The sequence below is a fragment of the Parasphingorhabdus litoris DSM 22379 genome, from assembly GCF_020906275.1.
GTDB classification, from domain to species: domain Bacteria; phylum Pseudomonadota; class Alphaproteobacteria; order Sphingomonadales; family Sphingomonadaceae; genus Parasphingorhabdus; species Parasphingorhabdus litoris.
Genome location: NZ_CP086727.1, coordinates 3,228,547 through 3,254,862 on the forward strand (window position 1 = coordinate 3,228,547; position 26,316 = coordinate 3,254,862).

25 protein-coding genes and 1 tRNA gene are annotated in these 26,316 nt (G+C 51.5%); 10 read left to right on the plus strand and 16 right to left on the minus strand.

All coding sequences use genetic code 11. From position 1 onward, the window contains the following. Window positions 1–35: 35 nt before the first annotated feature. Genes BS29_RS15700 through BS29_RS15715 form a run of 4 tightly spaced genes read right to left on the minus strand, consistent with a single transcriptional unit; the run spans window position 36 to window position 5,198 of the window. The gene (locus tag BS29_RS15700) at window positions 36–1,814 is read right to left on the minus strand and encodes a hypothetical protein (protein WP_229954572.1); all 1,779 of its coding nucleotides are present in this window, start codon (window positions 1,812–1,814) and stop codon (window positions 36–38) included. Further along, a complete protein-coding gene (locus BS29_RS15705) occupies window positions 1,811–3,181 on the minus strand; it encodes a sulfatase-like hydrolase/transferase (protein WP_229954573.1) in 1,371 nt (456 codons plus the stop codon). Before BS29_RS15705 ends, BS29_RS15700 begins: the two co-directional genes overlap by 4 nt. Continuing rightward, window positions 3,178–3,630, minus strand: coding sequence for a GtrA family protein (locus BS29_RS15710; RefSeq protein ID WP_229954574.1), 453 nt, complete (start codon window positions 3,628–3,630; stop codon window positions 3,178–3,180). Before BS29_RS15710 ends, BS29_RS15705 begins: the two co-directional genes overlap by 4 nt. Window positions 3,631–3,635: 5 nt before the next feature. Then, entirely contained in the window at window positions 3,636–5,198 is a 1,563-nt protein-coding gene (locus BS29_RS15715) for an NAD(P)/FAD-dependent oxidoreductase (RefSeq protein ID WP_229954575.1), read from the minus strand. Window positions 5,199–5,533: 335 nt separating this feature from the next. Here BS29_RS15715 and BS29_RS15720 point away from each other — a divergent pair, with 335 nt between their 5' ends. Both BS29_RS15720 and BS29_RS15725 read left to right on the plus strand, forming a co-directional pair. Then, complete coding sequence (locus BS29_RS15720; RefSeq protein ID WP_229954576.1) at window positions 5,534–5,791, plus strand: YjhX family toxin; 258 nt, start codon at window positions 5,534–5,536, stop codon at window positions 5,789–5,791. Between the two features lie 11 nt (window positions 5,792–5,802). Next, window positions 5,803–6,306 carry a GNAT family N-acetyltransferase gene (locus BS29_RS15725; protein WP_229954577.1) on the plus strand — a complete coding sequence of 168 codons (504 nt, stop codon included), beginning with the start codon at window positions 5,803–5,805 and terminating at the stop codon, window positions 6,304–6,306. Window positions 6,307–6,415: 109 nt separating this feature from the next. Here BS29_RS15725 and BS29_RS15730 read toward each other — a convergent pair whose 3' ends face one another. From BS29_RS15730 to BS29_RS15745, 4 genes are all read right to left on the minus strand, one after another. Next, entirely contained in the window at window positions 6,416–7,624 is a 1,209-nt protein-coding gene (locus BS29_RS15730) for a hypothetical protein (protein WP_229954578.1), read from the minus strand. Between the two features lie 39 nt (window positions 7,625–7,663). Next, the gene (locus BS29_RS15735) at window positions 7,664–8,998 is read right to left on the minus strand and encodes a hypothetical protein (RefSeq protein ID WP_229954579.1); all 1,335 of its coding nucleotides are present in this window, start codon (window positions 8,996–8,998) and stop codon (window positions 7,664–7,666) included. After that, a complete protein-coding gene (nhaA, locus tag BS29_RS15740; RefSeq protein ID WP_229954580.1) occupies window positions 8,998–10,230 on the minus strand; it encodes a Na+/H+ antiporter NhaA in 1,233 nt (410 codons plus the stop codon). The genes BS29_RS15735 and nhaA overlap by 1 nt, the downstream gene beginning before the upstream one ends. 315 nt (window positions 10,231–10,545) lie before the next feature. Continuing rightward, window positions 10,546–11,214 (minus strand): TetR/AcrR family transcriptional regulator, encoded by a 669-nt coding sequence (locus BS29_RS15745; RefSeq protein WP_229954581.1) that lies wholly within the window; start codon window positions 11,212–11,214, stop codon window positions 10,546–10,548. 439 nt (window positions 11,215–11,653) lie between these two features. Here BS29_RS15745 and BS29_RS15750 point away from each other — a divergent pair, with 439 nt between their 5' ends. Together BS29_RS15750 and BS29_RS15755 are read left to right on the plus strand one after the other, a co-directional pair. Continuing rightward, window positions 11,654–12,457, plus strand: coding sequence for a LytR/AlgR family response regulator transcription factor (locus tag BS29_RS15750; RefSeq protein ID WP_229954582.1), 804 nt, complete (start codon window positions 11,654–11,656; stop codon window positions 12,455–12,457). A 189-nt stretch (window positions 12,458–12,646) separates the two neighbouring features. Beyond that, window positions 12,647–15,787, plus strand: a complete 3,141-nt coding sequence (locus tag BS29_RS15755; protein ID WP_229954583.1) for a TonB-dependent receptor domain-containing protein — start codon at window positions 12,647–12,649, stop codon at window positions 15,785–15,787. Between the two features lie 86 nt (window positions 15,788–15,873). On the opposite strand, the gene BS29_RS15760 is transcribed toward BS29_RS15755, so the two are convergent. Continuing rightward, window positions 15,874–16,650, minus strand: coding sequence for a glucose 1-dehydrogenase (locus BS29_RS15760; RefSeq protein WP_229954584.1), 777 nt, complete (start codon window positions 16,648–16,650; stop codon window positions 15,874–15,876). Between the two features lie 315 nt (window positions 16,651–16,965). Then, window positions 16,966–17,051 (minus strand) — tRNA-Tyr (locus BS29_RS15765). Between the two features lie 156 nt (window positions 17,052–17,207). Here BS29_RS15765 and rlmB point away from each other — a divergent pair. Together rlmB and BS29_RS15775 are read left to right on the plus strand one after the other, a co-directional pair. Continuing rightward, the gene (gene rlmB / locus BS29_RS15770) at window positions 17,208–17,960 is read left to right on the plus strand and encodes a 23S rRNA (guanosine(2251)-2'-O)-methyltransferase RlmB (RefSeq protein WP_229954585.1); all 753 of its coding nucleotides are present in this window, start codon (window positions 17,208–17,210) and stop codon (window positions 17,958–17,960) included. Beyond that, complete coding sequence (locus BS29_RS15775; protein WP_229954586.1) at window positions 17,961–18,890, plus strand: hypothetical protein; 930 nt, start codon at window positions 17,961–17,963, stop codon at window positions 18,888–18,890. It abuts the gene before it with no gap. A 74-nt stretch (window positions 18,891–18,964) separates the two neighbouring features. Here the strand turns inward: BS29_RS15775 and BS29_RS15780 are convergent, their stop codons facing one another. After that, a complete protein-coding gene (locus BS29_RS15780; protein ID WP_229954587.1) occupies window positions 18,965–19,282 on the minus strand; it encodes a 2Fe-2S iron-sulfur cluster-binding protein in 318 nt (105 codons plus the stop codon). A gap of 103 nt (window positions 19,283–19,385) precedes the next feature. Here BS29_RS15780 and BS29_RS15785 point away from each other — a divergent pair, with 103 nt between their 5' ends. Continuing rightward, on the plus strand, window positions 19,386–20,003 hold the full coding sequence (locus BS29_RS15785; RefSeq protein ID WP_229954588.1) for a DNA-3-methyladenine glycosylase family protein: 618 nt from the start codon (window positions 19,386–19,388) through the stop codon (window positions 20,001–20,003). A gap of 18 nt (window positions 20,004–20,021) precedes the next feature. On the opposite strand, the gene BS29_RS15790 is transcribed toward BS29_RS15785, so the two are convergent. The 3 genes from BS29_RS15790 to BS29_RS15800 are packed head-to-tail and all read right to left on the minus strand — an operon-like array spanning window position 20,022 to window position 22,894. After that, a complete protein-coding gene (locus tag BS29_RS15790; RefSeq protein ID WP_229954589.1) occupies window positions 20,022–20,549 on the minus strand; it encodes a hypothetical protein in 528 nt (175 codons plus the stop codon). Then, entirely contained in the window at window positions 20,550–22,097 is a 1,548-nt protein-coding gene (locus BS29_RS15795) for an ABC transporter permease/substrate-binding protein (RefSeq protein WP_229954590.1), read from the minus strand. After that, the gene (locus tag BS29_RS15800; protein WP_229956885.1) at window positions 22,094–22,894 is read right to left on the minus strand and encodes an ATP-binding cassette domain-containing protein; all 801 of its coding nucleotides are present in this window, start codon (window positions 22,892–22,894) and stop codon (window positions 22,094–22,096) included. Before BS29_RS15800 ends, BS29_RS15795 begins: the two co-directional genes overlap by 4 nt. Before the next feature lie 118 nt (window positions 22,895–23,012). On the opposite strand from BS29_RS15800, the gene BS29_RS15805 reads away from it, so the two are divergent. After that, complete coding sequence (locus BS29_RS15805; RefSeq protein WP_229954591.1) at window positions 23,013–23,846, plus strand: SDR family oxidoreductase; 834 nt, start codon at window positions 23,013–23,015, stop codon at window positions 23,844–23,846. Here the strand turns inward: BS29_RS15805 and BS29_RS15810 are convergent. Further along, window positions 23,843–24,139, minus strand: a complete 297-nt coding sequence (locus tag BS29_RS15810; protein ID WP_229954592.1) for a 4a-hydroxytetrahydrobiopterin dehydratase — start codon at window positions 24,137–24,139, stop codon at window positions 23,843–23,845. The two genes, BS29_RS15805 and BS29_RS15810, sit on opposite strands and share 4 nt — an antisense overlap. Window positions 24,140–24,217: 78 nt before the next feature. On the opposite strand from BS29_RS15810, the gene ccmA reads away from it, so the two are divergent. Then, window positions 24,218–24,832 (plus strand): heme ABC exporter ATP-binding protein CcmA, encoded by a 615-nt coding sequence (ccmA, locus tag BS29_RS15815; RefSeq protein WP_229954593.1) that lies wholly within the window; start codon window positions 24,218–24,220, stop codon window positions 24,830–24,832. Further along, entirely contained in the window at window positions 24,832–25,479 is a 648-nt protein-coding gene (locus tag BS29_RS15820; protein ID WP_407673790.1) for a heme exporter protein CcmB, read from the plus strand. The genes ccmA and BS29_RS15820 overlap by 1 nt, the downstream gene beginning before the upstream one ends. A 2-nt stretch (window positions 25,480–25,481) precedes the next feature. Here BS29_RS15820 and BS29_RS15825 read toward each other — a convergent pair whose 3' ends face one another. Beyond that, window positions 25,482–26,240 (minus strand): competence/damage-inducible protein A, encoded by a 759-nt coding sequence (locus tag BS29_RS15825; protein ID WP_229954595.1) that lies wholly within the window; start codon window positions 26,238–26,240, stop codon window positions 25,482–25,484. Between the last annotated feature and the right edge of the window lie 76 nt (window positions 26,241–26,316).

Genomic DNA, 26,316 nt, shown 5'->3' on the forward strand with positions numbered 1-26,316 from the left:
AACGCTTGTATCATATCTCTTATTATGGCGTGCAATTATTTCCTTACTATTCTCCAAAGTGATGGGCTGTCCTTCGCAAGCGTGATCGGTTCGAGCCATTCAAATTTCTCGCCACCATCCAATTTCGCCCACAGACCATCGGGATGCTTCTTGGCATAGGTTTTCAATTCTGCTTCGTTGGGACAGGTCATGATAATTTCGATATTCCGATCCTCCAGAATGGAACGCGCTGTTTCCGGCTTGGAGGTAAAGATACGGATTTGATCTGCCATAGCTGCATCGTTGCGATGATGGCTGGTTGCCAAAACGCTATGCGAAGTTTGCACCAACAATTTTGGTCCAAAATCAAAGGGCGCGACGATATAGGATGGTGGCAGATTGTTCAGCTGCGCCAGCGAGTCATCAAACTGGCAATCCGGACCTGAGGCAGCCGGTTCCGCTATCTGCGTGTTGCCCTGCATGCCATTGCCTCTGGCCATGTCGATAACACCGAGCGCCAACGGCCCCGGCAGAATCAGAAAAACCACGGCCACTGTCGCCAATATCCTGGTAATCGGTCGTTTGATGGCACGGGCGTGCTGAAATGCACCATGCACCGCCCATCCAACAAGTGGCAGGGCATAGGCGGCCGCAACTGCTGCTGCACGCTGTACCAATAGGGAAACCACAAAGGCCCACATCAGCGCATAGGCCAAAAGAAAAAGCTTCTGCCGATCGATAGCTTCCGGCTTTCGCCACTGGATATAGGCCAGGCTAACCAAGCCTACGATGATCGATCCGCCAAATAGCGTGATTATCTCTTTCCATGGCTGCGTCCAAATCGGCATACCCTCACGAACATTGACCAACCAGTAATCCCGCACCAGCGGATCAAGCTGCCCAAAGGCGCTGCCGACACATTGCGGTGCGGTGGAATAAAACACGCCCAGTGCGGCGAGGCCAGCAACAGCCAAGGCAATGAGGCGGACGATCCATGAATCCGGGGAAAATTTTATCGCAGGCAAGATTATGGCGCCACCGGCGGCACAGGCCAGAAGGTGCGCCGGCGCTATTGCATCACAATAGTTCAGCGCAACGTCCAATTGGCCATGGTTGACCATATAGAGCAGGACGCTGCTGCCAAGAAATCCTGTGAGTGTCCAGAACAGCCGAACGCCCTCGTCCAACGAAATGATCCAGCGCCAGGCTAGCAATGCTATGAAAGCGACGGACAGTGGCAGGCCCTCGACCGAGATCGAAAGCCAGAGCGCCAGCGCAATGCCCATGACGATTCCAGCGTTGCGTTTGGAAGGCCAGAACATGGTCCACAATACAACCAGCGCGAGCACAATCTGCCAACCATGATGGTCGATCCGCATCGGCCTGAGCTGGGCGATGATTGACACAGCCGTCGCCGTTAGAGCGGCAGCAAGCAAAGCCACGTTGCGATCGAAAAACTGACTGGTGATTTTTGCAACCAGCCACATGGCAATGCCCAATGCTGCCAGAGGCACAATCACGAGAGCCGCTGTTTCGGCGGAAGAAGGCGCCATGACGAGTCCGAGCAAAAGTGTTACAAATGCCAAAGGAAGTTCTATCAAGCGCGGCCAATGCATCGGCTGGCTATCTGGCGCGGCAATGCGATATTGGGTCGTATCAAACCAGCTTTGTCCCGCCAGCCAGTCCCGCAATTGCACCTGACGCAACTGATCATCGGGCCCCCAGCCGACACCAGAAACTATTTGATCCAGGGATACGAAGATGAGGACCGCACAAACGGCGAGCCAGATCAGGAAAAATGGTCCCGATTTACGCAGATAGCCTGACCCAATCATGATTTAGGCCGAGAAGCGCCCTTATGCTTCAAGTACAGCCACGGAACCCGCTCTGGATCAAATTGCGAACGGTTATGTCGGTCAAAATAGGGCGGCATATGATCGCCAACGATCAAAATATCCGCCTCAGGAAAATCGCTCGCAGTAATTTCTTTGACCAACGCTTTATCGATATCATCAAATATTGCGAACTGACGGCAAATCATCGGAAAGTCCTTCGCCAATTCGGGTGAGACTTTCGCGCAGTCGTCCGCATTCAGATTGAGCCCCGTTGGAACGGGCAAATGTGCATTAAGTGTCAACCAGTAGAGAAAGGTTGGTTTATCCGCCTGTTTCAGGCTGTCTGCAAGCAACTTTGGGATTTGTCGATCACAGGCGCCAGCAAATACACCACCACACCATTCTGCGCCCTTTTCCTGTAGATCGGGCCAGAATTCCTGTTTTTGGAAACCGATATTCGGATACCATTCGGCCCGTTTGAAAAACTCGCCTTTAAAGCTGTGGATAGCGTGGGTGGCATAGCCTTTTGTCGCCAGCATCGCTGGCAGGCAGTTTAGCTTTGCGGCCTGCGCCGGATCAAGCAATTCATAATAGTCGCCCCATTGTCCGCACATTTCGCGAAACTCGCCGGCTGTCGTACTATTATAGTAAAGGCTGGTGCCTTGACTCACATCATAGCGTGCTTGAATGGCGCTATTCTCATAATAGGCGAAAAGCTTGTCTGCGATAACCTGATTGTCATTCGGTACACCAAGCGACTCTACCATAATCAAGATCAGATGGCGTTTACCATCGGCACGGCTTGCCAATCCGGACTTTTCTACAGCTGACTCGAAATTGGCACCCGCTGGGGCTTCGCGAAAATAGTGGCCCCGCATGCTCTGCCCCATGGCAAAGTCGCTTGCTGCCAAGCCAAAAATCAAAGTTCCGCCAAGCAAGATATACAAAGGTTTTGAAAAATTCGTGTCGCGCTTCAGCAAAAACCAGCTAGCGACCAATATGGCAAAAATAACGGCCGCGGCAGCGATATATTCTATCGAATTGGATGGCTTGATTTCGGCGAAAAACTGCATCGAATAAAGGAGCGAACTCATTCCCAGATTGAACAGACCAGCCACAAAAGACAGGATTGAATAGGCAATGATGCCGGTAAATGCCATCCACTGAACAATGCGCGGCATACGCTTGACGACGAGACCGACCAGACCGGCCAAAGCAATTTCGAAATAGCGTGGCGGCGCGCCTACAAACCACATTGCCATGAACGGAATATTGGCCAACCCCAGCCAGATTAACGTCCAGTTGAGAAACTTTTTGAAATCTGCGGACAGACCAGCCTCGGGTGCTTCCATGGTAATTGCGGTCACCGGAATACTCCAAATTTACGGGTCAAATAGACCGCAAAGAAGCTCACCAAGACCGCCACGCCTTTCGCGACAACCGGGAGCACGCCAACTTCGGTAAGCCCGCTGACGATGCTGACGGTAATGCCAAGGCCCAATATAGCCGTGGCAACAAAGCCAATCCGTTGCAGCTGTAGCGCTGCACCTTGCCGTGTCTTCCCAGGGAAAACGAAGCTGGAAGATATCAACCAATGGATAACAACGCCGGCGCTATATCCTGCCGCAGACGCCCAGCCGGGGTCAGATGCAAATGCGACCAGAACCATGAACAGCGCCACATCAAAAGCGAGGCTTACAATGCTCGCCATAAGATAGCGCGTGATAGAGAAGCGGTTTAGCAAAGCGAGCGGTCCGGGCAGATGCCCTACCCAGATTCCGACGGTAGACCGTCTATCCTGACCGCTCCGCTCCATCTGGCTTACGCTGCCTTGGAAGGCTTGGCTTCTGGTGCGTCACCTTCGATCCGCGTCGGAACATCGCGCATGCTTTCCAGCGCAGCCGCACGATCTTCGGAAATCACGGATTCTGCGCCTTCGTCACCAGCCTCATGATATTCGGCGTCTTCGTTGACGTTCCATACATTCCATTTGCGCGATCCGGCTTCGATATTTTCCACCGTCAGCATCGCGGTCATCATCGCGTGATCTTGGTTGTTGTAGCGATGCATGCCGTTGCGACCGACCATGTGGAGCGTTGGGAAACGCTCTTCGAGATCGCTGCGCATCGTTTCTACATTTTCTTCGTAGCTGTCATCATAAACCGGATAGGCTTTTTCCTGACGCACGACGGCGCCGCCAACCACGTCTTCGGGTTTGCATAGACCAAGAATTTCCATTTCTTTCTTGGCCAGCTCGACCAGGTCTTCATCAGAAGAGGACCACAAGCCATCATTTTCAAAACAGAAATATTCCAGACCCACGCAAGCGATGGATTCATCAGGCACCATTTCAGGGGACCAGCTGCGGAAATTCTGAACGCGACCCACCTGTACCCGATCATCATGGATATAGATCCAGTTATCGGGGAACAGATCTTCGGATTTCACCATCAATGCCACGGTCAAGAAGTCACGATAGTGAAGATCCTGGGCTTCCGGCAAAGACTGCGGAAGCGGGTGAATACGGGTCGCCAGTTCGCGCATCGGCGCAGAGCTGATTACATGTTTTGCATTGATAACCGTCTCGCCTTCTTCAGTCGAAGCCGACACGCGCCAATTGCCATCGGCATCCTGCGCCAGCTGTTTCAGGCTATGGCCCATCAGCACTTCATTGCCCTTGGAGCGGACAAAATCACGTGCGGCATCCCACATCATGCCGGGTCCGAGACGAGGATAGCGAAAAGTTTCGAGCAGGGTCTTGGTTTCCATGCCGTCATTAGGTTTCTTGTTGAGACCCAATGAACGTTTCAAACCATCGACAACCGCACCCCAGAGGCTCAAACCTTTGATCCGCTGTGCTGCCCAATCTGCTGACATCTCGTCACAAGGCATGCCCCAGACCTTTTCGGTATAGGTTTTGAAAAAGATGGAATAGAGTTTGTAACCGAACTGGTTGACCGTCCAGTCCTCAAAGCTCTTCACGTTTTTGTTCGGAAAGACCTTCGCCTTGGCATAGCTGATCATGCACAGGGTCGAACGCCAAATACCCAGATTCCACAGGGCCTCAAAAGCACGCAATGGATAGCTGTAAAACTTGCCTTCATAATAGATGCGGCTCATCCGCGGCCGTTGAATAAAATCATCAGGGAGGATTTCATTCCACAGGTCGACGACCTCTTTGGATTTTGAAAAGAAACGATGCCCGCCAATGTCAAATCGAAAGCCTTCATATTCAACTGTCCGGCTGATCCCGCCAACATAAGTCGGATCCTTTTCGATCACTTTGACCGTATAGCCCTTTTTGCTGAGGAGATAAGCGGCAGTCAGGCCCGCTGGCCCAGCGCCGATAACAGCTACATCTACGGGTTTGGTCGCTTCAGTCATATATTTGGCCCCTGTTCAAAACACGGCACTTAACTGCGCCAGGTCATGCTTCAGCAACCGGAGTGAACGAAATTGGTTAGCGATAAGTTAACATCGGCGTAAATTTGCTCTTAAGTGGCAGAAAAATGTTGAAATTCTGGGATTCTCGGAATAAATGCGGATTCGCAAAGGCAAGATGCCTTAGCCAATATTCGGAGCGTTTTTGTTAGAGATTGCGACAACCAGCTGATTTGAAACCCATTTAGCGTTTCAAATCAAAGCAGCGATAAAACCGGTGTGCTTAGCGCACAGGAACCTTTGTCGCATTTTGATGGTTTAATCTCCGAGTAAAAATAATGAACATTTCCAAAGCCGAACAGCGCGTGCTTCACGCGCTCGCTCAAGGCGGCCATATCCGCCACAAACGTAATAAAAATAGCAAGATCGATGAAGTGATGTGTGTGACCCGGGACGGTTACATATTGTCCGACTGTACGCTTGACGTCTTTGCTCGCCTGAAACGCAGGCGACTGATCATGTCCCGCAAGGGCAGCCCCTATCGCATCTCTCATCTGGGCCGGGTCTCAGTGCGCCCTCAGCTCGACAATAGATAAAGGAAAAAACAATGAACGAACCCATGCACAATCCGATCAGGCCGATTGTTCCTGATGACATACCGGCTTTAAAAAATGTCATAGAAGCAACTGATATGTTCCCTTCTGAAATGCTCGACGACATAATCGCTGGCTTTTTCAATGACAAGGACAGCGATGAAATATGGCTGACTTATGAAATGGCCGATGACAATTTGGATGGGAAGAGTGACGCCATGGCCGTTGCTTATTGCCGACCAGAGGAAATGACCGATAGGACATGGAACCTGCTGCTCATCGCTGTCCATCCAGACTGTCAGGGTGGGGGTATTGGAGCCGCTTTGATGAGTTATATCGAGAACTATCTCACAACGCGGAATCAGCGTGTTTTGATAGTTGAAACATCGGGTACAGATGCCCTGGCCCGTACCCGGGAGTTTTATCGGCTATGCCAATATGATCAGGAATCACGCATCCGAGATTTCTATGAAGATGGTGACGACAAGATCACATTTCGAAAAGCCTTACAGGATTGAAGTCTTTTGGCCAGACGCTCAGCCTGTCTTACGACAGGTTGGGCGTTTTGTTCTATTGTGCCGCTTTAATATATTCCAAAAATTTCCCGCCTTGACAAAACAAATGGGGTCAGTGGTAATTGATTGCGGACCTTCTTTTATCCTTTTCCCGCTCGATAAATTTGCCCCTTTCTAATAACGAATCCAACAACAACTTGTTCTTTTTCCCTTTGTCGTTCAGGTCCGCCAAATAGTCGATCGTTGTAACTATTTTACGCTGTCGTTCATCCATGAGGTCTTTTCTATAGGGCAATATTAAAAAGGGATCATTTCCAACCTTCACCAATGGGTCTGATAAAATGCTGTCCAAAATTTGTAACTCCGCCTGTGTGGCGCTTTCGATTGTCTCGGCAATCAACCTTTCAATATCCTGTTGATTATATAGCTTATGTTTACGCACAGAGACAGCCTGCAAACCCAGCGATGTTGCAAGTATATACTCCCAATCATTTTCTTTGATCGCTGGACCGTGATTTGTGCGAATGAAGCTAACAGAACAGTTCCAATCCTCGATATATTTATCTGTCGGAATACAACCTACGACCGGCAACGGGAATTTGCTGAGACGAGCAACCGAAGCTCCGGATAAAATCACCTCCTTACCATCTACCGTTTTGACTGTTGTCGTAGTCTTTATGACAGGAATATTTTCAAGGACATCCTCAAAGCTTGTTAGATAAGTCCTTATTTGCCGTTTGGAGGGAGGTTCATCCATGCTAATGATACAAAGCTGCTCCCCGTTATTCTCGGAAGAACGATCTTGTATGTCGGTCATAACATGAACACCGGCGGCAACAGCGATCTTGTCCCTTCGAAACTTGTCGCAAATAGCTCGATCGGTCACTCGAATAACACGGTATCGATTCTCCCCACCTACCCCATTAAACTCAAAGGCTTCCTCAAGATCGTAGCGTTGAACATACCGGATCGCACCATATCCACGCGCAAAGACTAATGATTGTTCATTGGGATCAAATCTAATAGTCTTTCCAACATTCTTTGCAGAAGTTGCAGCTGAAAACTCGGCTATCAAGCCTTCCTCGTAGAACACCCAGCTATAATAGCCGCCGAACCACAACAGTGCCGGAAACATCCAACAATAGTGGATACGTCGAATGATAACTTCAATAAAAAGTGTGAGGAAGCCAGCGTTTAAGAAAAAGATCGACCAGTATGGAACTAACAACAGGAATAAAACTAATCGCAATCCCGGAACTTGCTGAACTACAAATAAAACAAATACAGCCAGAAAATATAAAAGAGATAACGGGATTCTCATATCTTAATAATCGTGGAAAATTATTAAGAAAAATCAAATTCAGTGCGCTAAATCTTCTGGCAGCATCGGCTCACTGAGCAATTTTTCCATCGCCTTCCAGCGCCATACAGGAGCATCACCTTGTTGCTCAATCCAGGCTTTCACCATATCTTGCCCCAGGCCATAGTTGATCACATAGCTGCGATACTGGTCGTTAAACGACAAAGACTGCTCGGCCCGTTCGCGGCTAACCAATTGATATTTCTGGATCAGTTCCAGCGCGTCATCGCGGGAGATGGTCTTGTCCAGATAGGCCTGTGCAATAACGAACCTTGCCCCCTTCAGATCGCTCAGTGCCTGTTGCAGCTCGAAATAATCTGCTGCTGCTGCGGGATCGAGACCAGCCAACGGGTAAAGCACATCGCGCTCGAAAGTTAGGCGTTCTTCGCCCGGAAAAGCCAGATCGATGCCATAATTTGCCGATCCCTCAGCAATCAGCGATTGCGGCGAATATAACGGATAGACAGAAAATTCTGGCCAGCCGCGTTCACGGGTCAACCGCTGCTCGAGCAGCATATTATAGACATGATGACCGGGATAACCTTCATGGCAGCCGAGATCGACGGCTCGGCTAATCCGGATGGGCAGATCGGTATTGATCTGGATCAGACTTTGGTAATTGCCTTGATAATAATTATAGCCGCTCCAGCTTTTTCCGGTCACAAATTCCATCTTGAAATTCTCATCCGCCGGCAGCGCGATATGTTCCGCCGTTCGGCGTTTGCATTCCGCTATAGCAGCGTCAAAAACGGTTTTCAGACGGCCGGTGGGAATAGTAAACCGCTCCTGATAGGCCTCAACGCGTTCATGCAACGGCCCACTGCCTGGGACTAGTGCTTCGATCTTTGCCAAGGCGGCATCATAGCTGGCCAAAGGCTGAAATTCCGGAGTTACCCCGAACAGCCCCTTCGCCTCTTTGGCAAAGGCGAAGATTTCACCTTGCATCATCGCATGCCGGGTGAGCGCCGCTTCCAGCTGTGCCGACAAAAAACGCTTCCGGCCTTCCACCAAGGCATCCTCGCTTTTCGGCAACGCATCAAGCCGCAGCATCAGATCGACAATGTCGTTGCCCAATTCCCGCATATCACGAGGCTTTGTTTTGGCTGCGACTGCCCAGTTGGGCGGGCCATAATAAGCATCGACATAGCCGGCTTCTTGCTCTCCTAATTCGAGCGTGAGCTGCACATAGTCTCTTGCGATGGCGTCAAGGGTCGTACGGCGTTCAACATTGTCGGTCGTCACTTCAGCGGCCGGAACAATATTTTGGCTTTGCGGTACAGCGCAGCTGCACAGCAACAAAATGAAGGCAAAGTCGCTCTTGCCGCGAAATGCCATTATGCGGCCTTGACCGGCTCAGCCACCAATTCGTCTTCATCTTTTGATGGTTGCGGTGCAAAACGCAGAATGCAGAAACCGACAACTGCTGACAGGAAAGAGCCCATCAGCACGCCAATCTTGGCTTCCTCAATTAGCAATGCCTCACCCGGAAATGCCAAAGCGCCGATGAACAGGCTCATAGTAAAACCAATGCCGCAGAGCATGGAAACGCCATAAACCTGTAACCAGGTTGTTCCACCCAAGCGCTGGGCAAAACCGGTTTTCACGGCAAGCCAAACACTGGCAAAAATGCCGACTTGCTTGCCTAGGAAAAGGCCCGCTGCAATGCCCAGCGGTAGAGGAGCGAATATCTGTTCCACACCCAAGCCTTCGAGCGAAACACCAGCATTGGCAAAGCCGAATATCGGTACGATCAGGAAAGCGCTCCATGGCGCAATGGCATGTTCCAGCCGGTGAAGCGGGGAATCCTGAGCATCTGGTGAACCTGGTGTAACGACAATGGGGATGGCCATTGCTGCCAGCACGCCAGCGATTGTCGCATGCACACCAGACAACAACACCGCAAACCAGAGCAGAAAGGCGAAAAACAGATACGCGAGCAATGATTTCACACCCGCTTTGTTCATCGTGTACATGATACCCAATATGACGGCGGAAGCCAGTAAGGCCGCACCATTAATTTCAGCGGTATAGACCAGCGCTATAATCGCAACCGCGCCCATATCATCGACAATTGCCACAGTGACGAGAAACAGCTTGAGCGAGGTTGGAGCACGCGGCCCGAGCAGCGCCAACACGCCAATGGCAAAAGCTATATCTGTTGCCGCTGGAATCGCCCAACCATTATAGAGTTCAGGCATATCACGCACTATCGCGAGGTAAATGAACGCCGGAACCACCATTCCTGCAGCAGCGGCTAGCACTGGCAAGCGGCGACGCTCCCAGTTATTTAAGCGGCCATCAACAAATTCACGTTTGATCTCAAGACCGACGAGCAAAAAGAATATCGCCATAAGGCCATCGTTGATCCACAGATGCGGCGTCATCGGGCCCAGCTTCTTGCTAAGTACCGGACCTTTCAGCTCGTGCAGAAAATGGTGATACATATCATAAAGCGGGCTATTCGCGACAAACATCGCAAGCGCGGCAGCGACCATTAGCAATATGCCGCCTGCAGCTTCACTTTTCAGGAAATTTCGTAGCGCGGACGCTCGTTTCTCAGAGGTCATAAAAGGCCTTTTGTTGATCAATCATTAGCAAAGACCAATGCGCAGACACGCTTGTAAAATCAAGAGGGAGTGTGGTTTCTTTCATCCGATGATCAACCCAGTCGATTGAACGATTGATGGAGACGGTTGTGTAGCAAACTGTTCCGGCGCTGTCTCAATATGCTCGCCGCTGTTGGTAGCTTTTTATTCTAAACAAAGGGTCGCATCGATCCATAAAAAAAGCGCACCGCCGATTTAATCGGCAGTACGCTCTCTATACTTGGACAACAAACCGCCAACGGCGGCTGACTCTATTCTCGCAACCGTCAAAAAACCTTACGCAGCAGCGTGGTCTTTCAAAGGCAATCTTTTGAGATAGATATCGGCGATTTCATCGGCCGTGAAAACCGGTGGTTGTTTCAAATTGGTCTCCGCCTGCCCATCATCACCAACGCATGCATTGATCGCCATCAAAAGCGATTCTGCGAGAGGTGCGGGATCGGTATTTTCTATGTCGCCCTTTAACATGAGACTTTGTAGAAAATGTTCGATCTTCAGTCGCAAAGGCTCATCAATACGGTGATCATATTGTTCTTCAATCCACTGGAAGGCGCGCCGATCGCGTGCCCGTGATGCTCTGAGTTCAAAACTTTCAGGCGATAGCAAAATTGCGATGCCCGCCTTACAGAAACGGTGGAGCATCTTCTCTACCGGTTGATCAAGATCAAATTTAATCTCTGCCATGGCCAAATCGATTTTCTCGAACAGCTCCAAACGAGAGGCACAATATAGCTCTTCACGATTGGCAAATTGATTATAAACAGTACGACGTGACACGCCCGCTTCAGCCGCAACAGCTTCCATTGCAAATTCGTTGAAACTCTCGGTACGCAGCTTGCGCCGCGCCGCATCCAGGATCAACCGACGCGAGGATGCTGGCCGCCATGCGGATCCTTCTGCATTGGTGTCAATCTTAGGATTTCTTGTCTGTACTCGGGTTGCCATTTTACACTCCTGTATCACTATCAGCCGGGGGGTCGGCCTCTAAAATGCACGGCGGAGTTTACGTAAAATCATGTAAAACATCTTCCGCTATTCTACGAAACAGCCCCAAGAACCGACAAAAATGACCAAGGAGCAATAAACGACACTCCCGAGCAAATGAACGACCTGGTCACGCAGTTTCGCTTCGATCAAAACGGCTGCATAGACTCCGCATGGGCATAAACAGTAGAGCCGTCAGGAGAAGGATATCCTTCTTCCAATTCTTCCTGCTCTCAGGTTTGTCCAAAGATTCACGATTCCATGACTGTCGTTTTTACAAAACCGCATTATCTAAATATTCCTCGATGGAGCAATCGAGCCGGTTTGTTCAGCCGGATGTAATATCCCTAAGACTATCTACATACATCCCGTGGATTCTCATTTCCCTCAGGATCAGGTCATGCCGCCTCTCACATTGCTGATCAGCGATGATGAACCGCTTGCGGTGTCTCGGCTGGCCGAACTTGTCCTTCGCATGGACGATGTGACCCTTGTAGGCGAAGCTTCAGATGGTCAGGAAACACTGGAACTGATTGAGACACTCAATCCCAATTTAGTCCTGCTCGACATTGAGATGCCTATTCTCGATGGCTTTGACGTCATCGAACATTTATCAGCTTCTCTGGACGAAAAATCAGGTCATATACCGCTGGTTATCTTCGTTACAGCCTATCCCCAATTTGCTGTTCGCGCTTTTGAAACCGGCGCATTGGATTTCATACCCAAGCCGGTGCGATATGCGCGCCTGGTCGAGGCTATTGACCGTGCACGCTCTGCCTTTGCAGACCGCGAAGCCCGTCAAAGACTGGCTTTGCTTGGCAAAACGTTGGACCAGCTTCGGCACGAACGATCACGGGTGGTCGATGAAGATCACTATCTCTGGGTACCTCGTCACGGCGAAATTGTTCGCGTGGACTGTGACAGCATCGATTGGGTCAAAGCAGAGGGCGAATATGTACGCCTTCATTGTGACCAGACATCCTACCTCTACCGACAAATGATCGGCGATTTTGTTGGCAGCAACGCGGCCATCGGCTTTCTGCGTGTCCACCGATCAGCAGCTGTAAACGTTGCGCGAATTGTCGCGATAAAACGTAGCGAAAATGGTAGTCGCATATTACGTTTAAGCACCGGCGATGAAGTCGCCGTCGGCAGAAAATATGCCAAGGATGTCATGGCGATTATTTCATCCGACATAGAATAAATCTATGTTTGTAATCAATGCGCTAACGGCCAAGAACAACAAATTAATCTCATATTTACAACAATGTACACCCACCGTTGCATCGAATCTCCACGTCCTTACCAATATTCAAAATTCCGTCATATTTGATTGCTGACGCGCTCTTTCGCCTTATTTGGTTGCCGCTGTAATTAACCAAGGGAGCCAGCAATGCGGCGAAATTTTAAAACAAAAGCATTAAATCAGTGTCTGTCATCAGTTGCCATTTTGGCGATGGCCGTGTCCGCGACCGCCGTCCAAGCACAAGATCAGATTGAGGTACAAGACCAAGCCGATAGCGAAGACGAAGGTAACCTGATTGTCGTTACCGGGTCGCGTATTTCCCGCTCAGCAAATCTAGAGTCGGTTAGTCCGGTCACCGTTGTTACCAGCGAGGAAATCAAGTTTCAGGGCACGACGCGAGCAGAAGATTTGCTCAATTCTTTGCCAGCCGTCTTTGCAAGCCAGGCATCCACGCTTTCAAACGGTTCAGATGGGACAGCAACTGTCGATCTTCGCGGACTGGGAACCAGTCGCACTTTGAGTCTTGTAAACGGGCGACGTTTGATGCCTGGTGATCCCAGCCCGACCAGTGGTTCGGCTGCCGATATCAATATTATTCCAACCTCCATTCTCCAAAGGGTAGAGGTGCTGACGGGTGGTGCATCCTCTACCTATGGTGCCGATGCTGTTGCTGGTGTGGTCAATTTCATTATCGATACTGAATTTGAGGGCGTCCGCCTGGATGGTCAGTATAGCCTCTTCCAGCATAGCAATCGCAACAACCTGCTACCGCCTCTGTTAGATGCACAGCAGGCGGCCGGTCTCGATGGTTATGGCTATCCTGACGGAAGCGTTACCGATGGCGGGACATTTGATGCCACAGTCTCCTTGGGCAGCAAGTTTGCTGACGATCGCGGTCATGCTGTTGTCTATTTCGGATATCGTAAAGCAAAACCCGTCGTACAATCGAATCGCGACTATAGTGCGTGTACGCTCCAGAATAACAGCAGTGGCGGCAACGTCTGTGGTGGTTCCGCGACATCAGCGGAAGGTAATGTCTTACTATATGACAATGATGCCGGAGCAGGCACAACTTTCTACACATTTTTGCCTAATGGGGGCTTTGCAAATAACAACACAGTCTTCAATTTTGCACCTACCAACTATTTCCAGCGCAGTGGCGAACGCTATACAGCCGGACTCTTCGCAAACTATGAAATTAACGACTCAATCAAACCATATATAGAGTTCATGTTCATGGATGATACGACGGTTGCTCAAATCGCTCCGTCGGGCAATTTTGGTAACACACTCACGATCAATAGCGACAACCCTCTGATATCAGCCGAGCAACGCGCCATTATTTTCAGTAATGAGAATCTCATCAATGGTTTCCTTGGTAACTTCCCATTAGCCATTGGCGCTGCGGCCAACCCAAATCCTGGTGATGCACCGATCGACTTCATTGATCCCACGACCGGGCAAACGTACAATAGAGGTTATTTCCAGGTGCTGCGGCGTAACGTGGAAGGTGGATCCCGTCGAAATGAACTACAGCACACCAATTTTCGCGCGGTCATCGGCGCGAAGGGCGACTTGGGAACTGCTTGGTCTTATGACGCCTATTATCAATATGGGCGCGTAAACTATTCACAGGTTTACACGAACGAATTCTCAGTCGCTCGGCTGAACCGTGCTCTTGATGTGGTTGAAGGACCTGATGGTACGCCCATTTGCCGATCCGTTCGTGATGGAACAGACCCAAGCTGTGTTCCTTACAATATATTCGCCGGACTGGGCGGTGCAAGTGCAGAGGCTGTCGCCTATCTCAGCGCAACTGGCCTTCAGAAAGGTGAAACATCAGAACAGATTGCATCCGCTTCTATAACCGGTGACTTCACAGAATATGGAGTGCAGACTCCGTGGGCGAATGACGGCCTTGCTGTTAACTTTGGTGTTGAATGGCGTAGAGCATCATTAGAACTGGAAACAGATAATGCGTTCCAAACTGGCGACTTGACGGGCCAAGGCGGCGCGACGCTTCCATTGTCTGGCAGCTTCCGTGTGTATGAATTTTTCACCGAAGCAGAGTTTCCGATTATCCAAGATGGTTTCATCCATGACTTAACGTTGTCAGGTGGCTATCGTTACTCGGATTATCAAACCAGCGCTGATAACAGCTTCAATACCGACACTTATAAGTTGGCAATTGATTTTGCACCAATCGAAGATATCCGGTTTCGTGGAGCTTACAACCGAGCGGTTCGCGCGCCAAATATACAAGAGCTTTTTGCTACGCCCACGGTTGGTCTCAATGGGTCTTCAGATCCATGCGCTAACATTACAATATCGGCAACGGATTACGGTTGTCTGGCGCAAGGTCTGATCGTAGGCCAAACTACACCCGCAAACCCGGCTGGCCAGTACAATGGTTTCATAGGTGGCAATACCGATCTGCAACCCGAAAAAGCTACGACTAAAACCATAGGTGTTGTATTACAACCACGCTTCTTGCCAGGCTTCTCGCTGACTGTGGACTATTTCGATATCAAGGTGAATGATGCAATCCGTGCATTCGGACAGGATGCTATCTTAGGTGATTGTGTAGCCAATGCGACTGCAACATTTACGCCGGAGTCATGCGGTTTTGTGAATCGCGATGCCGCTGGTTCGCTCTGGCTGACGCCGGGTGGATTTGTAAGAGATCTGCCAGACAATGTTGGCAGCCTGCAAACAAAGGGCATTGAAGTAAGCAGCGCGTACGCAAGCGAGATCGGTTCACTGGGAACTTTGTCGTTAAGTTTCACTGGTACCTATCTTGACGAGTATGTGGTCGACAATGGCCTGACACCGGAATATGACTGTGCTGGCCTCTATGGTCCGACTTGCAGCACTGGTGGAACTACCAATGCTGGGGCACCTTTGCCACAATGGCGACATAAATTCCGTACCACGCTGACCACACCGGGCGGCGTGGCAGTTTCCTTGCAGTGGCGTCATGTTGGTAAAGTGAAGGCCGAAACCTTGTCGGACAATCCTTCGCTCGCTGCAGCAACAACGTTCGGACCAGGTGATCGGATTAAAGCCCAGAACTATTTCGATCTAGCCACTAACTTCAGTATTGGGGAGCAGTTCAGGTTCCGCCTGGGTGTTAACAACATCCTGGATCGGGAACCACCTCTGGTGACGTCTGGAGGCGGCGGTGGAGCTAACCTTTGCCCCACTGGGCCTTGTAACGGCAATACCTATCCGGCGACATATGATGCGCTCGGGCGCTATATCTTCGCGGGTGTAACCTTGGACTTCTAGTACTCACCGGTAGAACAAAAAACACAGAGGCGACCATTCACATGGTCGCCTCTTCCACATTTGCACCAATCTTTCGAAAATCTGCGCTAAGGCCGCGAAATCATCCCGCCATCAAGTGCAATCGTCTGCCCCACCAGCCAAGAAGACGCTCTTGAACACAGATAAAGTGCCGTTCCCGCAATATCCTCCGGCGCGCCCATGCGTCCGCGTGGAATCTGTGAAATAGCCATTTTTGTCATTCCGTCATTTTCGACAATCTGTTTGGTCATGTTGCTCGGGAAGAAACCCGGTGCGATAGCGTTCACATTGATATGGTAAGATGCCAGATCGGTTGCCAGATGTTCGGTCAAATGAATGACACCGGATTTACTCGCTGAATAGGCGTAAGTAGGCATACCGGAATTTCTGATACCGTTGATCGACGCGATATTGATGACCCGCGCTGGATCATCTGCATTGCCGGACGATTTAAGCAGTGGCAGGAATTTCTGCGTGGCAAAGAAAATCGCTTTGATGTTGATATCCATTACCTTGTCCCAACCCTTTTCAGGAAAGGCCTCAATCGGAGCAGCCCAATTGGCTCCGGCATTGTTGATCAAAATATCAACCTTGCTTTCCCGCTCACTGACGGCAGCCACAAAATCTTCAATGCCAGCTACGTTCGATAAGTCCGCCGGAATAGCGATGCATTCGCCAAGCTTTGAAAGCTCCTCCGCCATGGCCATCAAACGCTCTTCCTTACGCGCTGTGATGTAAACTTTGGCGCCATTTTCAACCAGACCGCGTGCCATCATCGCACCGATGCCGCTGGAGCCGCCCGAGACGACAGCTACTTTGCCGCTCACATCAAATAGGTTCTTCATGTTTGCTTCCTTATCCTGGTTTTGATGCAAGCACCCTTTCCACAGCATGGCAGGCTTGTCACGCGCGATAAGCACTCGAGGCTTTTGGTTAGCGGATAGGTCACAGTAGACGTCGCCATTAGTGAAAAAACGTTTGTGGTGTATTAGGCGATCTATGCCTGCTGTGCTGGATACTTGGCGCGGCCGAGTACTTGGATAAGTCACGAAACAAATTGCCGTTTCTGAAGGACGTTCTCGCTCCGCCCAGCCACCCTTGCTTGCGCTGCGGGATTTTTGCCGCCGCCGATCCCCAGGATCGGCTCTGCTCGGCAAAAATGGTGGACAGGATAGGATTCGAACCTATGTACGCTTACGCGGGCAGATTTACAGTCTGCTGCCTTTAACCACTCGGCCACCTGTCCATTTGGTTGCCTGTCTTGACCGTTTTTAGACAAGAAGCGGCTCAATGACGAAAGCATCGTCCGGTGTCAATGCCTGCGCTTTCAAAATTCCATATTTGCTGTGAAAAAGGCCCAAAAAAGAGGTGTGTCATTGCATCCGAGCCGCTAAGGAGCGCTATGGCACGCAAAAATAGATCTGTGAAAAAAACCGGCGGCGGTTTGAAATTTTGGGGCCGGCATGCAGTGGAGGCGGCGCTTGCGAATCCCCATCGGTTCGTCAAGAAAATATCCGGCACGCGCGAAGCGCTTGATACGTTGAACCTGCCATCCGACCTGTCCGTTGTCTATAGTGATGTGGCAGATCTCGGCCGGGTCATTCCGCGCGATGCACCACATCAAGGCATGGTCGCTGACGTTGACCCCCTACCCGATATCTGGCTGGGTGATATGCTCGACAAAGCCGCGGACAAGGGGCGACCAATTCTCGTTCTGGATCAAGTCACCGATCCCCACAACGTCGGCGCCATCTTGCGCTCTGCCGCGGCGTTCGACGCCGCAGCGATTGTTACACAGGATCGCCACGCTCCACCCGAATCCGGCACGCTGGCCAAATCGGCATCGGGTGCCTTGGAAATCGTTCCCTGGATACGCGTTGTAAACCTGGCGCGCGCTTTGGATGAAATCGCTGCAGCAGGATATTGGCGTATCGGAATGGATGGCGAAGCAGATCAAACGCTCGGCAACATCATGGGAGACAGCAAACTAGCCTTGGTGATGGGTGCAGAGGGTGAAGGCCTGCGCCAGAATGTCGCAGCTCATTGTGATGCATTGGCACGCCTGCCGATAGCACCTCAGATGGAAAGTTTAAATGTATCCAACGCGGCTGCGATTGCACTCTATGCCGAATATACGAGAAACGAGGAGAATTAGATGAAACAGATATTCAAGCTGATGGCGGCTTTGTCGGCACCCTTGTTGCTATCCGGCTGTTTTCTATTACCTGGAAAGTTCAACACGAATCTGAAAATCCTAGACGGCGATCGTTATGAATTCGGCTATACTGGACAGATTCAGATGACCATGCCTGACGACGGTAAGCTCAAAAAACCGAGCAATGAACCTTTTGATCCCGCGAAACTGAAATGCCGCGATCTGGTATATAAAAGTGATGGCAGAGTAGATGCCCAGCGCCCGGTCTATGGGGATGACTATGACCGGTATGGAAAGGATGCAGATCCATCGATTGATACCGACAACCTTAGCTATGACGTCGTTGATCGTGACTGTACCGAGGAAGAAATTACCAAGCGCAAAGATCAATATGATCGGGAACAAGCACGCAAGCTAAAACGCTATAATGAAGAATCAGCGATGGCAGGTGCCTTTTTCGGTGGCCCCATTCCGGGTGATGATGAAAGCATGGTCGCCTTTGCCAAGAAATTGAGCAAATATCGCGGCTGGAAAAAGGTCGAACATGCCGGCGGCAATATCTTTGACGTTGAATATAGTGAAACCGGCCCGATCGGTAACTATTTCAGTTTCCCGGTCCTGCCTGATGCACAGATGCAATATCCATTCTTCCAGATTATCCGGCGCAGCGATGGTGCTGTGGAATTGCTGACCCCTGGCATCGCTGGGCAAGGCAGCTTGTTCAATATGATGATGATGAAAGAAAGCGGCGGCAAAGCGCCCAAGATTTCTGATATTGATGGGGTTTTGACGGTCGAAACCAATGGCACGGTCGTCAATAACAACAGCATCGATGGCTTTGCCGAGAAGGGTGATCGGAAGATGATGAGCTGGAAAATCGGCAAAAATGCTGAGACCGAAGATGGGCCCCGCGCACTAATCCGATTCTAAGGATCATCTCATCCGCACAAAACAAAAAAAGGGGAGCTTTATGGCTCCCCTTTTTGTCTAGATTTTCGTCCGGTTCAATCTTCTTCGGCGATTTTCACTTTCAAGCCATCCAGATCATCATTCAATTCGATCTGACAGCTGAGCCGCGAAAACTCATCCCGGTGGTCGCTGCTTTCCAGCAAGTCATCTTCATCTTCGCTCATTGCTGGCAGCTTATCTTTCCATTCCGCATCTACATGCACATGGCAGGTCGCACAGGAGCAGCAGCCGCCGCATAGTGCCAGTAGTTCGTCAAAACCATTGTCGCGGATCGCTTCCATAACGTTGATGCCGCTGTCGACAGTAACGGCTTTTTCTTCTCCGGTACGACCGGTGACGTTGATGGTTGGCATACAAACCCCTTAAGCTGTTTTCATTCAAAATCCGGCACGCTATGTCCGCTCGATCAAAAAGAATCAAGGCCCGAAACGGCCAGTAACGCAAGGCAGAGCCGCAATGGGCCTATCAAAAGAGACGATAAAGACGAGCCTCGATGCAATTAGCAAAGTCGACTCAACCTTGGGCAATGCCATCAAGGCGGCGGGCTATCCAGAACCTCGGATCAATCCGGAAGGTTATCAGACATTACTTCGCACAATCGTCGGCCAACAAGTCAGCGTCGCGTCTGCGGCTTCGGTCTGGAACAAGCTGGAGGCGCGTTTGGGCGCTGGTTGCCCGGCAGAGGCGCTGATTGCGACCGATTTTGACGATTTGCGTGCTTGCGGCCTGTCCCGCCAGAAACAAGGCTATGCGCGCAGCTTGGCGGAGCTGATATTGTCGGGTGAGTTGGATCTCCATAACCTGCCGGAAGACGATGAAGAAGCGATAGCGCGGCTCACACAGGTAAAAGGCATTGGGCGCTGGTCGGCAGAAATATATCTGCTTTTTGCCTTGGGTCGCCCGGACATCTGGCCAGCGGGAGATCTGGCCATCCAAGCTGGTGTCGGTGATATATTGGGGCATGATACCCGGCCAACGGAACAGGATCTCAGAGAGATAGCGCTGCGCTGGTCACCGCATCGCGGGTCGGTGGCGATCTTTATCTGGCATCACTATAACACGATGGTGATGTAAAGCGGGATCATTGCCCTATCATTTTTTCAACATCGGGTTGAGCGCCATCACCTCTTCCATGAAAGAGCGCGGCTTTTTCCAGAACTTGGTTTTCGCATTGAATCGATAGCCCAATATCGCAATTGCTTCACTGGCGAAATGCACGCAATTTCTCTTGTTGAGGCTGTAGCTTTTTTGTGGCTTGTTGCGCCACTTTGTAACGAGCGCCATCAACTCACGATATTCATTGTCACCAACGGTAACCGTAAAATGAGGATTGCTGTTCGCTATATATTTGGGCTTGGGTGTCTCGACCTTACCTTTGACCGAGCCCCATAAGATTCCCGGCGAAATGTTCACTGCCGTAAATCCAAAGCTGGTATCAACGATCTCCCCATTTTCAAGTTTACCTTTCAGCACAAAGAAAGCGTGAGGGAAATTCTTGCCAAAATCATGGGAGTAAAAGGTCACTGCCACTTGCGCCTGTGCTGGCATAGCAGCTAGGAACAAAGGAATCAGAATGGCCAGAAGACGCAGCCGGAACATCACAAAAAACTGTCTTGTCACTTATTGCTTTTTCCCGTTTTTGATCTGCATATTCAACCATTGTGCCGCCTGTGTGGGCGACTTTTTATCTGTTTCGCGGTCAACCTTATAATTGGCCTCTCGCATATTTTCCACAGTGATCGCGCCAACCAGCGGCTTGATCGCATTCATAAACCTATCATCACCGCTGCGTCCCGGAGCTACCAATATCATCGCTTCATAAGATGGCACCGCGCCCTTCGTATCATCCAGCACTACAAAGCCATTGGCCGCTATCCTGCCGTCCGAAGAAAAGGCTGAAATCACATCGACGTCTCCGCTCGATAAAGCGGGATACATGAAGGTCGGATTAAAGGATCGCGCTTCCTTAAACTGAATCGGATAAGCTGCTTTCACCATCGCCCATTCCGGTCTTTCCAGAAATTCCAGATCCGTGCCGAAGGCAAAGTCAGACGATACGCGCGCGAGATCATCCAATGTCACCAGACGTTTATTTGCGGCATCGTCCGGCCGCACGGCAAAGGCATAGGTGTTTTCAAAGCCCAGCGCGCCGAACATTGTGACACCGTGCGTTGCCTTGCTCCATTTTTCAATTTCGGTCAGCATCCGATCGCCGGGGATTGGATCGGTGCGCTTCATCTGATTGGTCCAGATGGTGCCGGAATAATCGACATAAACGTCAATATCATCCGAAGCCACAGCCTGAAACACGACGGCCGAACCAAGACCATCCTGGTAGCGGACCTTATACCCGACATCTTCCAAACGTGATCCGATCAGACGCGCCAATATGAATTGTTCAGAAAAACCCTTTGCTCCTATCACCACGACATCATCACGCGACCCTAGCATTGGCAGCAAGGCAACAGCCAGGCCAACGCCGATAACCGCGCTGGCGCCCCAAGCCATGACCTTGCGGCGCTCGCGGATGGCCCGCTCTATTACCCCGAGTAAAAAATCAACGATGATCGCCAGTCCTGCCGAAGCAAGGCAGCCGGTTAAAACCAATGTCCAGTTTTGTGTTTGCAGGCCTGCAAATATGAGATCGCCGAGGCTGGCTTGCCCTACGGTCGTCGACAGCGTAGCAGCCCCGATCGTCCACACCGCAGCGGTGCGGATGCCTGCCATGATCGTTGGCGCGGCAAGCGGTGCTTCAACAAGGCGAAGCTTTTGCGCAGCTGTCATGCCCAGTCCATCTGCCGCCTGTTTTGCTGCCGGAGAAACGCCCGTCAATCCGGTGACCGCATTGCGCAAGATCGGCAATAACGCATAGAGTGTGAGGGCCAGCAAGGCGGGAAGAAACCCGAGCGCGGATATCCCCCCACCGAACAGCGCAGACAGGCCCAGTAAAACCGGATAGAAAAGAGCGAGCAATGCCAGTGCCGGAATGGTCTGGATCAGGCTGGCAAAACCCAAAATGATGGCTGCGACTTTCGGTGCACGCGTGGCCCAGATGGCGAGCGGCAGGCACAAGATCATGGCGAGCAGCAACGCCGAAAAACTGAGCTGTACATGGGCCGCGAGCAATTCAGGAACGCGCATAAAGGCCTGTTGCCATGCTTCAGTCATGTTTCTTGCTCGGCATGTGTCTGGCCAAGCGCAATCAAATGCGCTGCCTGCGCCCGCGGAATGGCGACGAGCGCTTCGGCTTCATCGCCAACACCGCCGGACAGGAGTTCTGTAGGCGTTGCATCTGCTTTGATCTGCCCCGCTTCCATGACCAATATTCGGTCAGCAAGATAGAGCGCCTCGGCCATATCATGGGTGACGATAATCGTGGTCAGTCCCAGCTTTTCATGCAGCGCTTTATATTGTCCCGCCAGACTGTCTCGTGTCACGGGATCCAATGCGCCAAAGGGTTCATCCATCAGCATCAGGCCGGGCCGTGTCGCCAGCGCGCGAGCAACGCCCACACGTTGCTGTTGACCGCCGCTCAATTGGTGCGGCATCCGGACCGCCATATCCTGCGGCAGTTCAACCAGTTCGAGCAGCTCCGCCACACGTTCACTGCGCCCTTCCTTCTCGCCAGCCAACTCCAGGCCGATCGCGATGTTGCGCGATATGGTCATATGCGGGAACAGACCGATATTCTGGAACACATAACCAATCCGGCGGCGCAGGACATGCGGATCAATGGCTCTCACATCTTCATCCGCGATCAACACCTCGCCCGCCGTTGGCTCGACCAGTCGATTGATCATTTTCAACATCGTGGATTTGCCCGATCCGGAGAGCCCGACCAGCGCAACAAAACTGCCCGCCGCAATTTCCAATGATACATCATCCACGGCCGTGACCGCATCATAGCTGCGCCTGACATTTTTCAGGCTGATTGCCGGGCCGGAGGCAGAAGAGGTTGAAATCATTAACGTCACTATTGGCGCGCTTTACCCAATATGTCCAATCGCTCTTGACCTGATGCCGAAAAACCGCTCGAATGAACATTAATGTCAATAAGACAAAGATAAATGGTGAGGACAAGAAATGGCATATCAGAGCGGACATAAATCAATATTCATCACCGGCGGCGCTTCAGGGCTGGGCCGCGAGGTCGCTCGCTATTTTGCGAACAAAGGCTGGTATATCGGTATTGCCGATATCAACGATGCCGGGATGGCTGAAACCGCATCCATGCTTCCCGAGGGGCAAAGCTCGATTCACAAGCTGGATGTTACCGATCGCACCAACTGGAAAGCCGCGGTGACCGATTTTGGAGCAATTACCGGCGGCACGATGAATGTCCTGTTCAACAATGCCGGCATTGGTGAAGGTGGCCCGATCCAGGAGATGACCGACGAGGATATCGACCTGATGATCGCGATTAATTTTACCGGCTGTATCAGCGGCACACGGGCCTGTTTTGAAATGCTGAAAAATACGCCGGATAGCTGTGTACTCTATACGGCCTCTGCCGCCGGAATTTACGGTGTGGCAGATCTCAGCGTCTATAGCGCGACCAAATTTGCCGTACGCGGCCTCGCAGAATCACATGATCTGGAATTTAACAAATACGGCATCAAGTCTCGTTCATTGATGCCTGGATTCGTCGATACCAATATCATCTCCGACGTCGTGGAAGGCACCAATCAAACGGGCAAGGAAAGACTCGAGGAAAGCGGTGTGCTTGTCAGTCCCGTTTCCATTATCGGCCCGGCGGCGTGGGAAGCCGTCCATGGCAAAAAAGTTCATACACCGGTCAACAAAATGGCCAAACAACTGGCCTTTGCCGCGCGCTGGATGCCGGGGCGTATCCGCAAACAAGCGCTTGAACTGGCCAATCTTGGCGATGTGCTTGCTGGAGCGGAGCCCAAGAACTAGAGGATTTCCTCAATTTTCATGGCCAGATCAATGTCACGCTGAGACAATCCGCCATTCTCACCCGCGTCATGGGTGGTTAGCGTGATGTCAACATTGTTATAAACGTTGAACCATTCGGGATGGTGATCCGCTTTCTCAGCATATATCGCGACGCGGGTCATGAAGGCATAAGCTTCGGTAAAATCGGCAAATTTGAATTTCCGGCTAATCGCATCCCTTTTACTATCATATTCCCAGCCTGGCAGGGTCGCCAAAGCCGCCTGCCGCTCGGCATCATTCAGTTGAGCAACCATGTTTCGATACTCCTTGCTTGGCTTTACCGCCATTTCGTGGCTTAAGTCTTCCCCATGAACCGAGGGGCGTCAACCAAAATGCGGACCGACGGCGGCGATAATCTGCACGCCGAAGCCCTTTCGTGCGTGCGCGGTGAGAAATTGCTGTTCCGCGATCTGAATTTTACGCTAGAGCCAGGGCAGGCAGGCTTGGTCACGGGGCCCAATGGTGTCGGCAAATCCAGCCTGCTGCGACTTATCGCCGGATTGCTGGAACCCTTTTCCGGATCGATCCATGTTCCATCGTCCATGGCATTATGCGATGATCGGATGGCACTGGATGAAAATCTGCCGCTGCAAGACGCGCTGCGATTCTGGGCCAGGCTGGACAACAAGACGGATGATGATTGCACAGCCGCTATCGCTGCCGCAAGCATGGTTCATTTGGCGGAAGTGCCCATTCGTTATTTCTCAACTGGCCAGCGGCAGCGGGCCCGGCTTGCCCGCACTTTTCTGTCGGGTGCGAATCTTTGGTTGTTGGATGAACCAGCCAATGGCCTTGATACCGTATCGGTGGAACAGCTTGGACAAAATCTGCAAAGCCATCTGAAGCAAGGCGGTATCATTCTGGCAGCCAGCCATATCCCCCTGCCAATTTCCTTTGATCTTACACTCGAATTGACGGCGCTCGATCAGATCGAGACACCGCTATGATAGGCGCGCTCAAAACGATGATCTGGCGTGATGTGCGGCAGAGTTACGCCAGTGGCGGAACCTGGCTGCCAGTAGTCTTCTATCTATCTGCAGCAACCCTGTTCCCCTTTGCTGTGGGACCAGACCGCGACTTGCTGCTCCAGACCGGCGGGGGCATATTGTGGATCGCAGCTTTGCTGGCGACCTTGCTGCCACTTGACCGGCTGGTGCAACCAGATCTCGACAACGGTCTATATGATCAACTGCTGGTGCGAGGAATCACGGATGAATTGATCGCTTTCGCACGGCTGATCTCGCACTGGCTAGCCTTTGGCCCGCCATTGCTATTCGCCGCGTTTCTAGCCAGCGGCCTGATGGGTTTGGAAGGCCCACCATTGGTCACCCTACTCGCCAGCCTCGCTATAGCAACACCGGCGCTTGCCGGATTAGCGGTCATGATCGCGGCCCTGACGGCTGGACTGAAGGGTGCCAGCGCATTGGGTGGATTGCTGTTGGTGCCGCTAGCCATTCCGTTGCTGATTTTCGGAGCGGGCAGCCTCGCCGATCCAAGCGGCAGTGCGCTGCTGTTTTTGAGCGCTGTGTCTTTGCTGCTTGTAGCTATTACGCCTTTTGCGGCCGGCGCGGCACTAAGAGCTGTACGGGAATAATCCTAAATTCCGCCGTCCGTAACTTCATAACCTGCCGCTTCCAGGCCAGTTTTCAATACAGCCGTACACGCTGCCAGTTCATCCGCATCGGTTGACCGCACCACAAAATTCGCGCCGACCGTGCCATTGCGGAAAAAGGGATAGCTGCCAATCTGACACCCTGCATGGGCTTTTTCCGCCGCGATCAGGACATCGGCAATTTCGCTCTCTGGCGCCCATGCGCCAAGCGTTTCAGACAGAAGCGGCGCGCCGCCTTCCAATGTACCCGTGAGCGCATCGAGCATCCCCGCCGTGATATGCGGCACGCCCGCCATCAGATACAGGTTGTCGATCTTGATTCCTGGTGCACCGGACATGCGGTTTTCGATCAGCTCTGCGCCATCAGGGACACGCGCCATGCGAAGCCGGCCTTCGTTGATGCCGCCTTTGTCGGCATAATATTTTTCCAAAATCGCGCGCGCCGTCGGGTGGATCACCACATCCACGCCCAGCGCCTTGGAAATCGCATCGACCGTGATGTCATCATGGGTCGGACCTATGCCACCGGTAGTAAAAAGATAATCATTGCGTGCGCGCAAAATATTCACCGCTTCGGCAATCGCATCCATGTCATCGGCAACCACGCGGACCTCACCCAGCCTGATGCCCTGGACGTTCAACCATTTGGCGATCTGCGCGATATTCTTGTCCTGCGTACGGCCGGAGAGAATTTCATCGCCAATGACAATCAGCGCTGCGGTGTAGATGCGGGATTTGCTCATATCATTGGGATATAGAGCAGTTCAGCAAATCATCAACGGCCATTTGCAATTTGGTAAGGTCCTGCATCTAAATTGA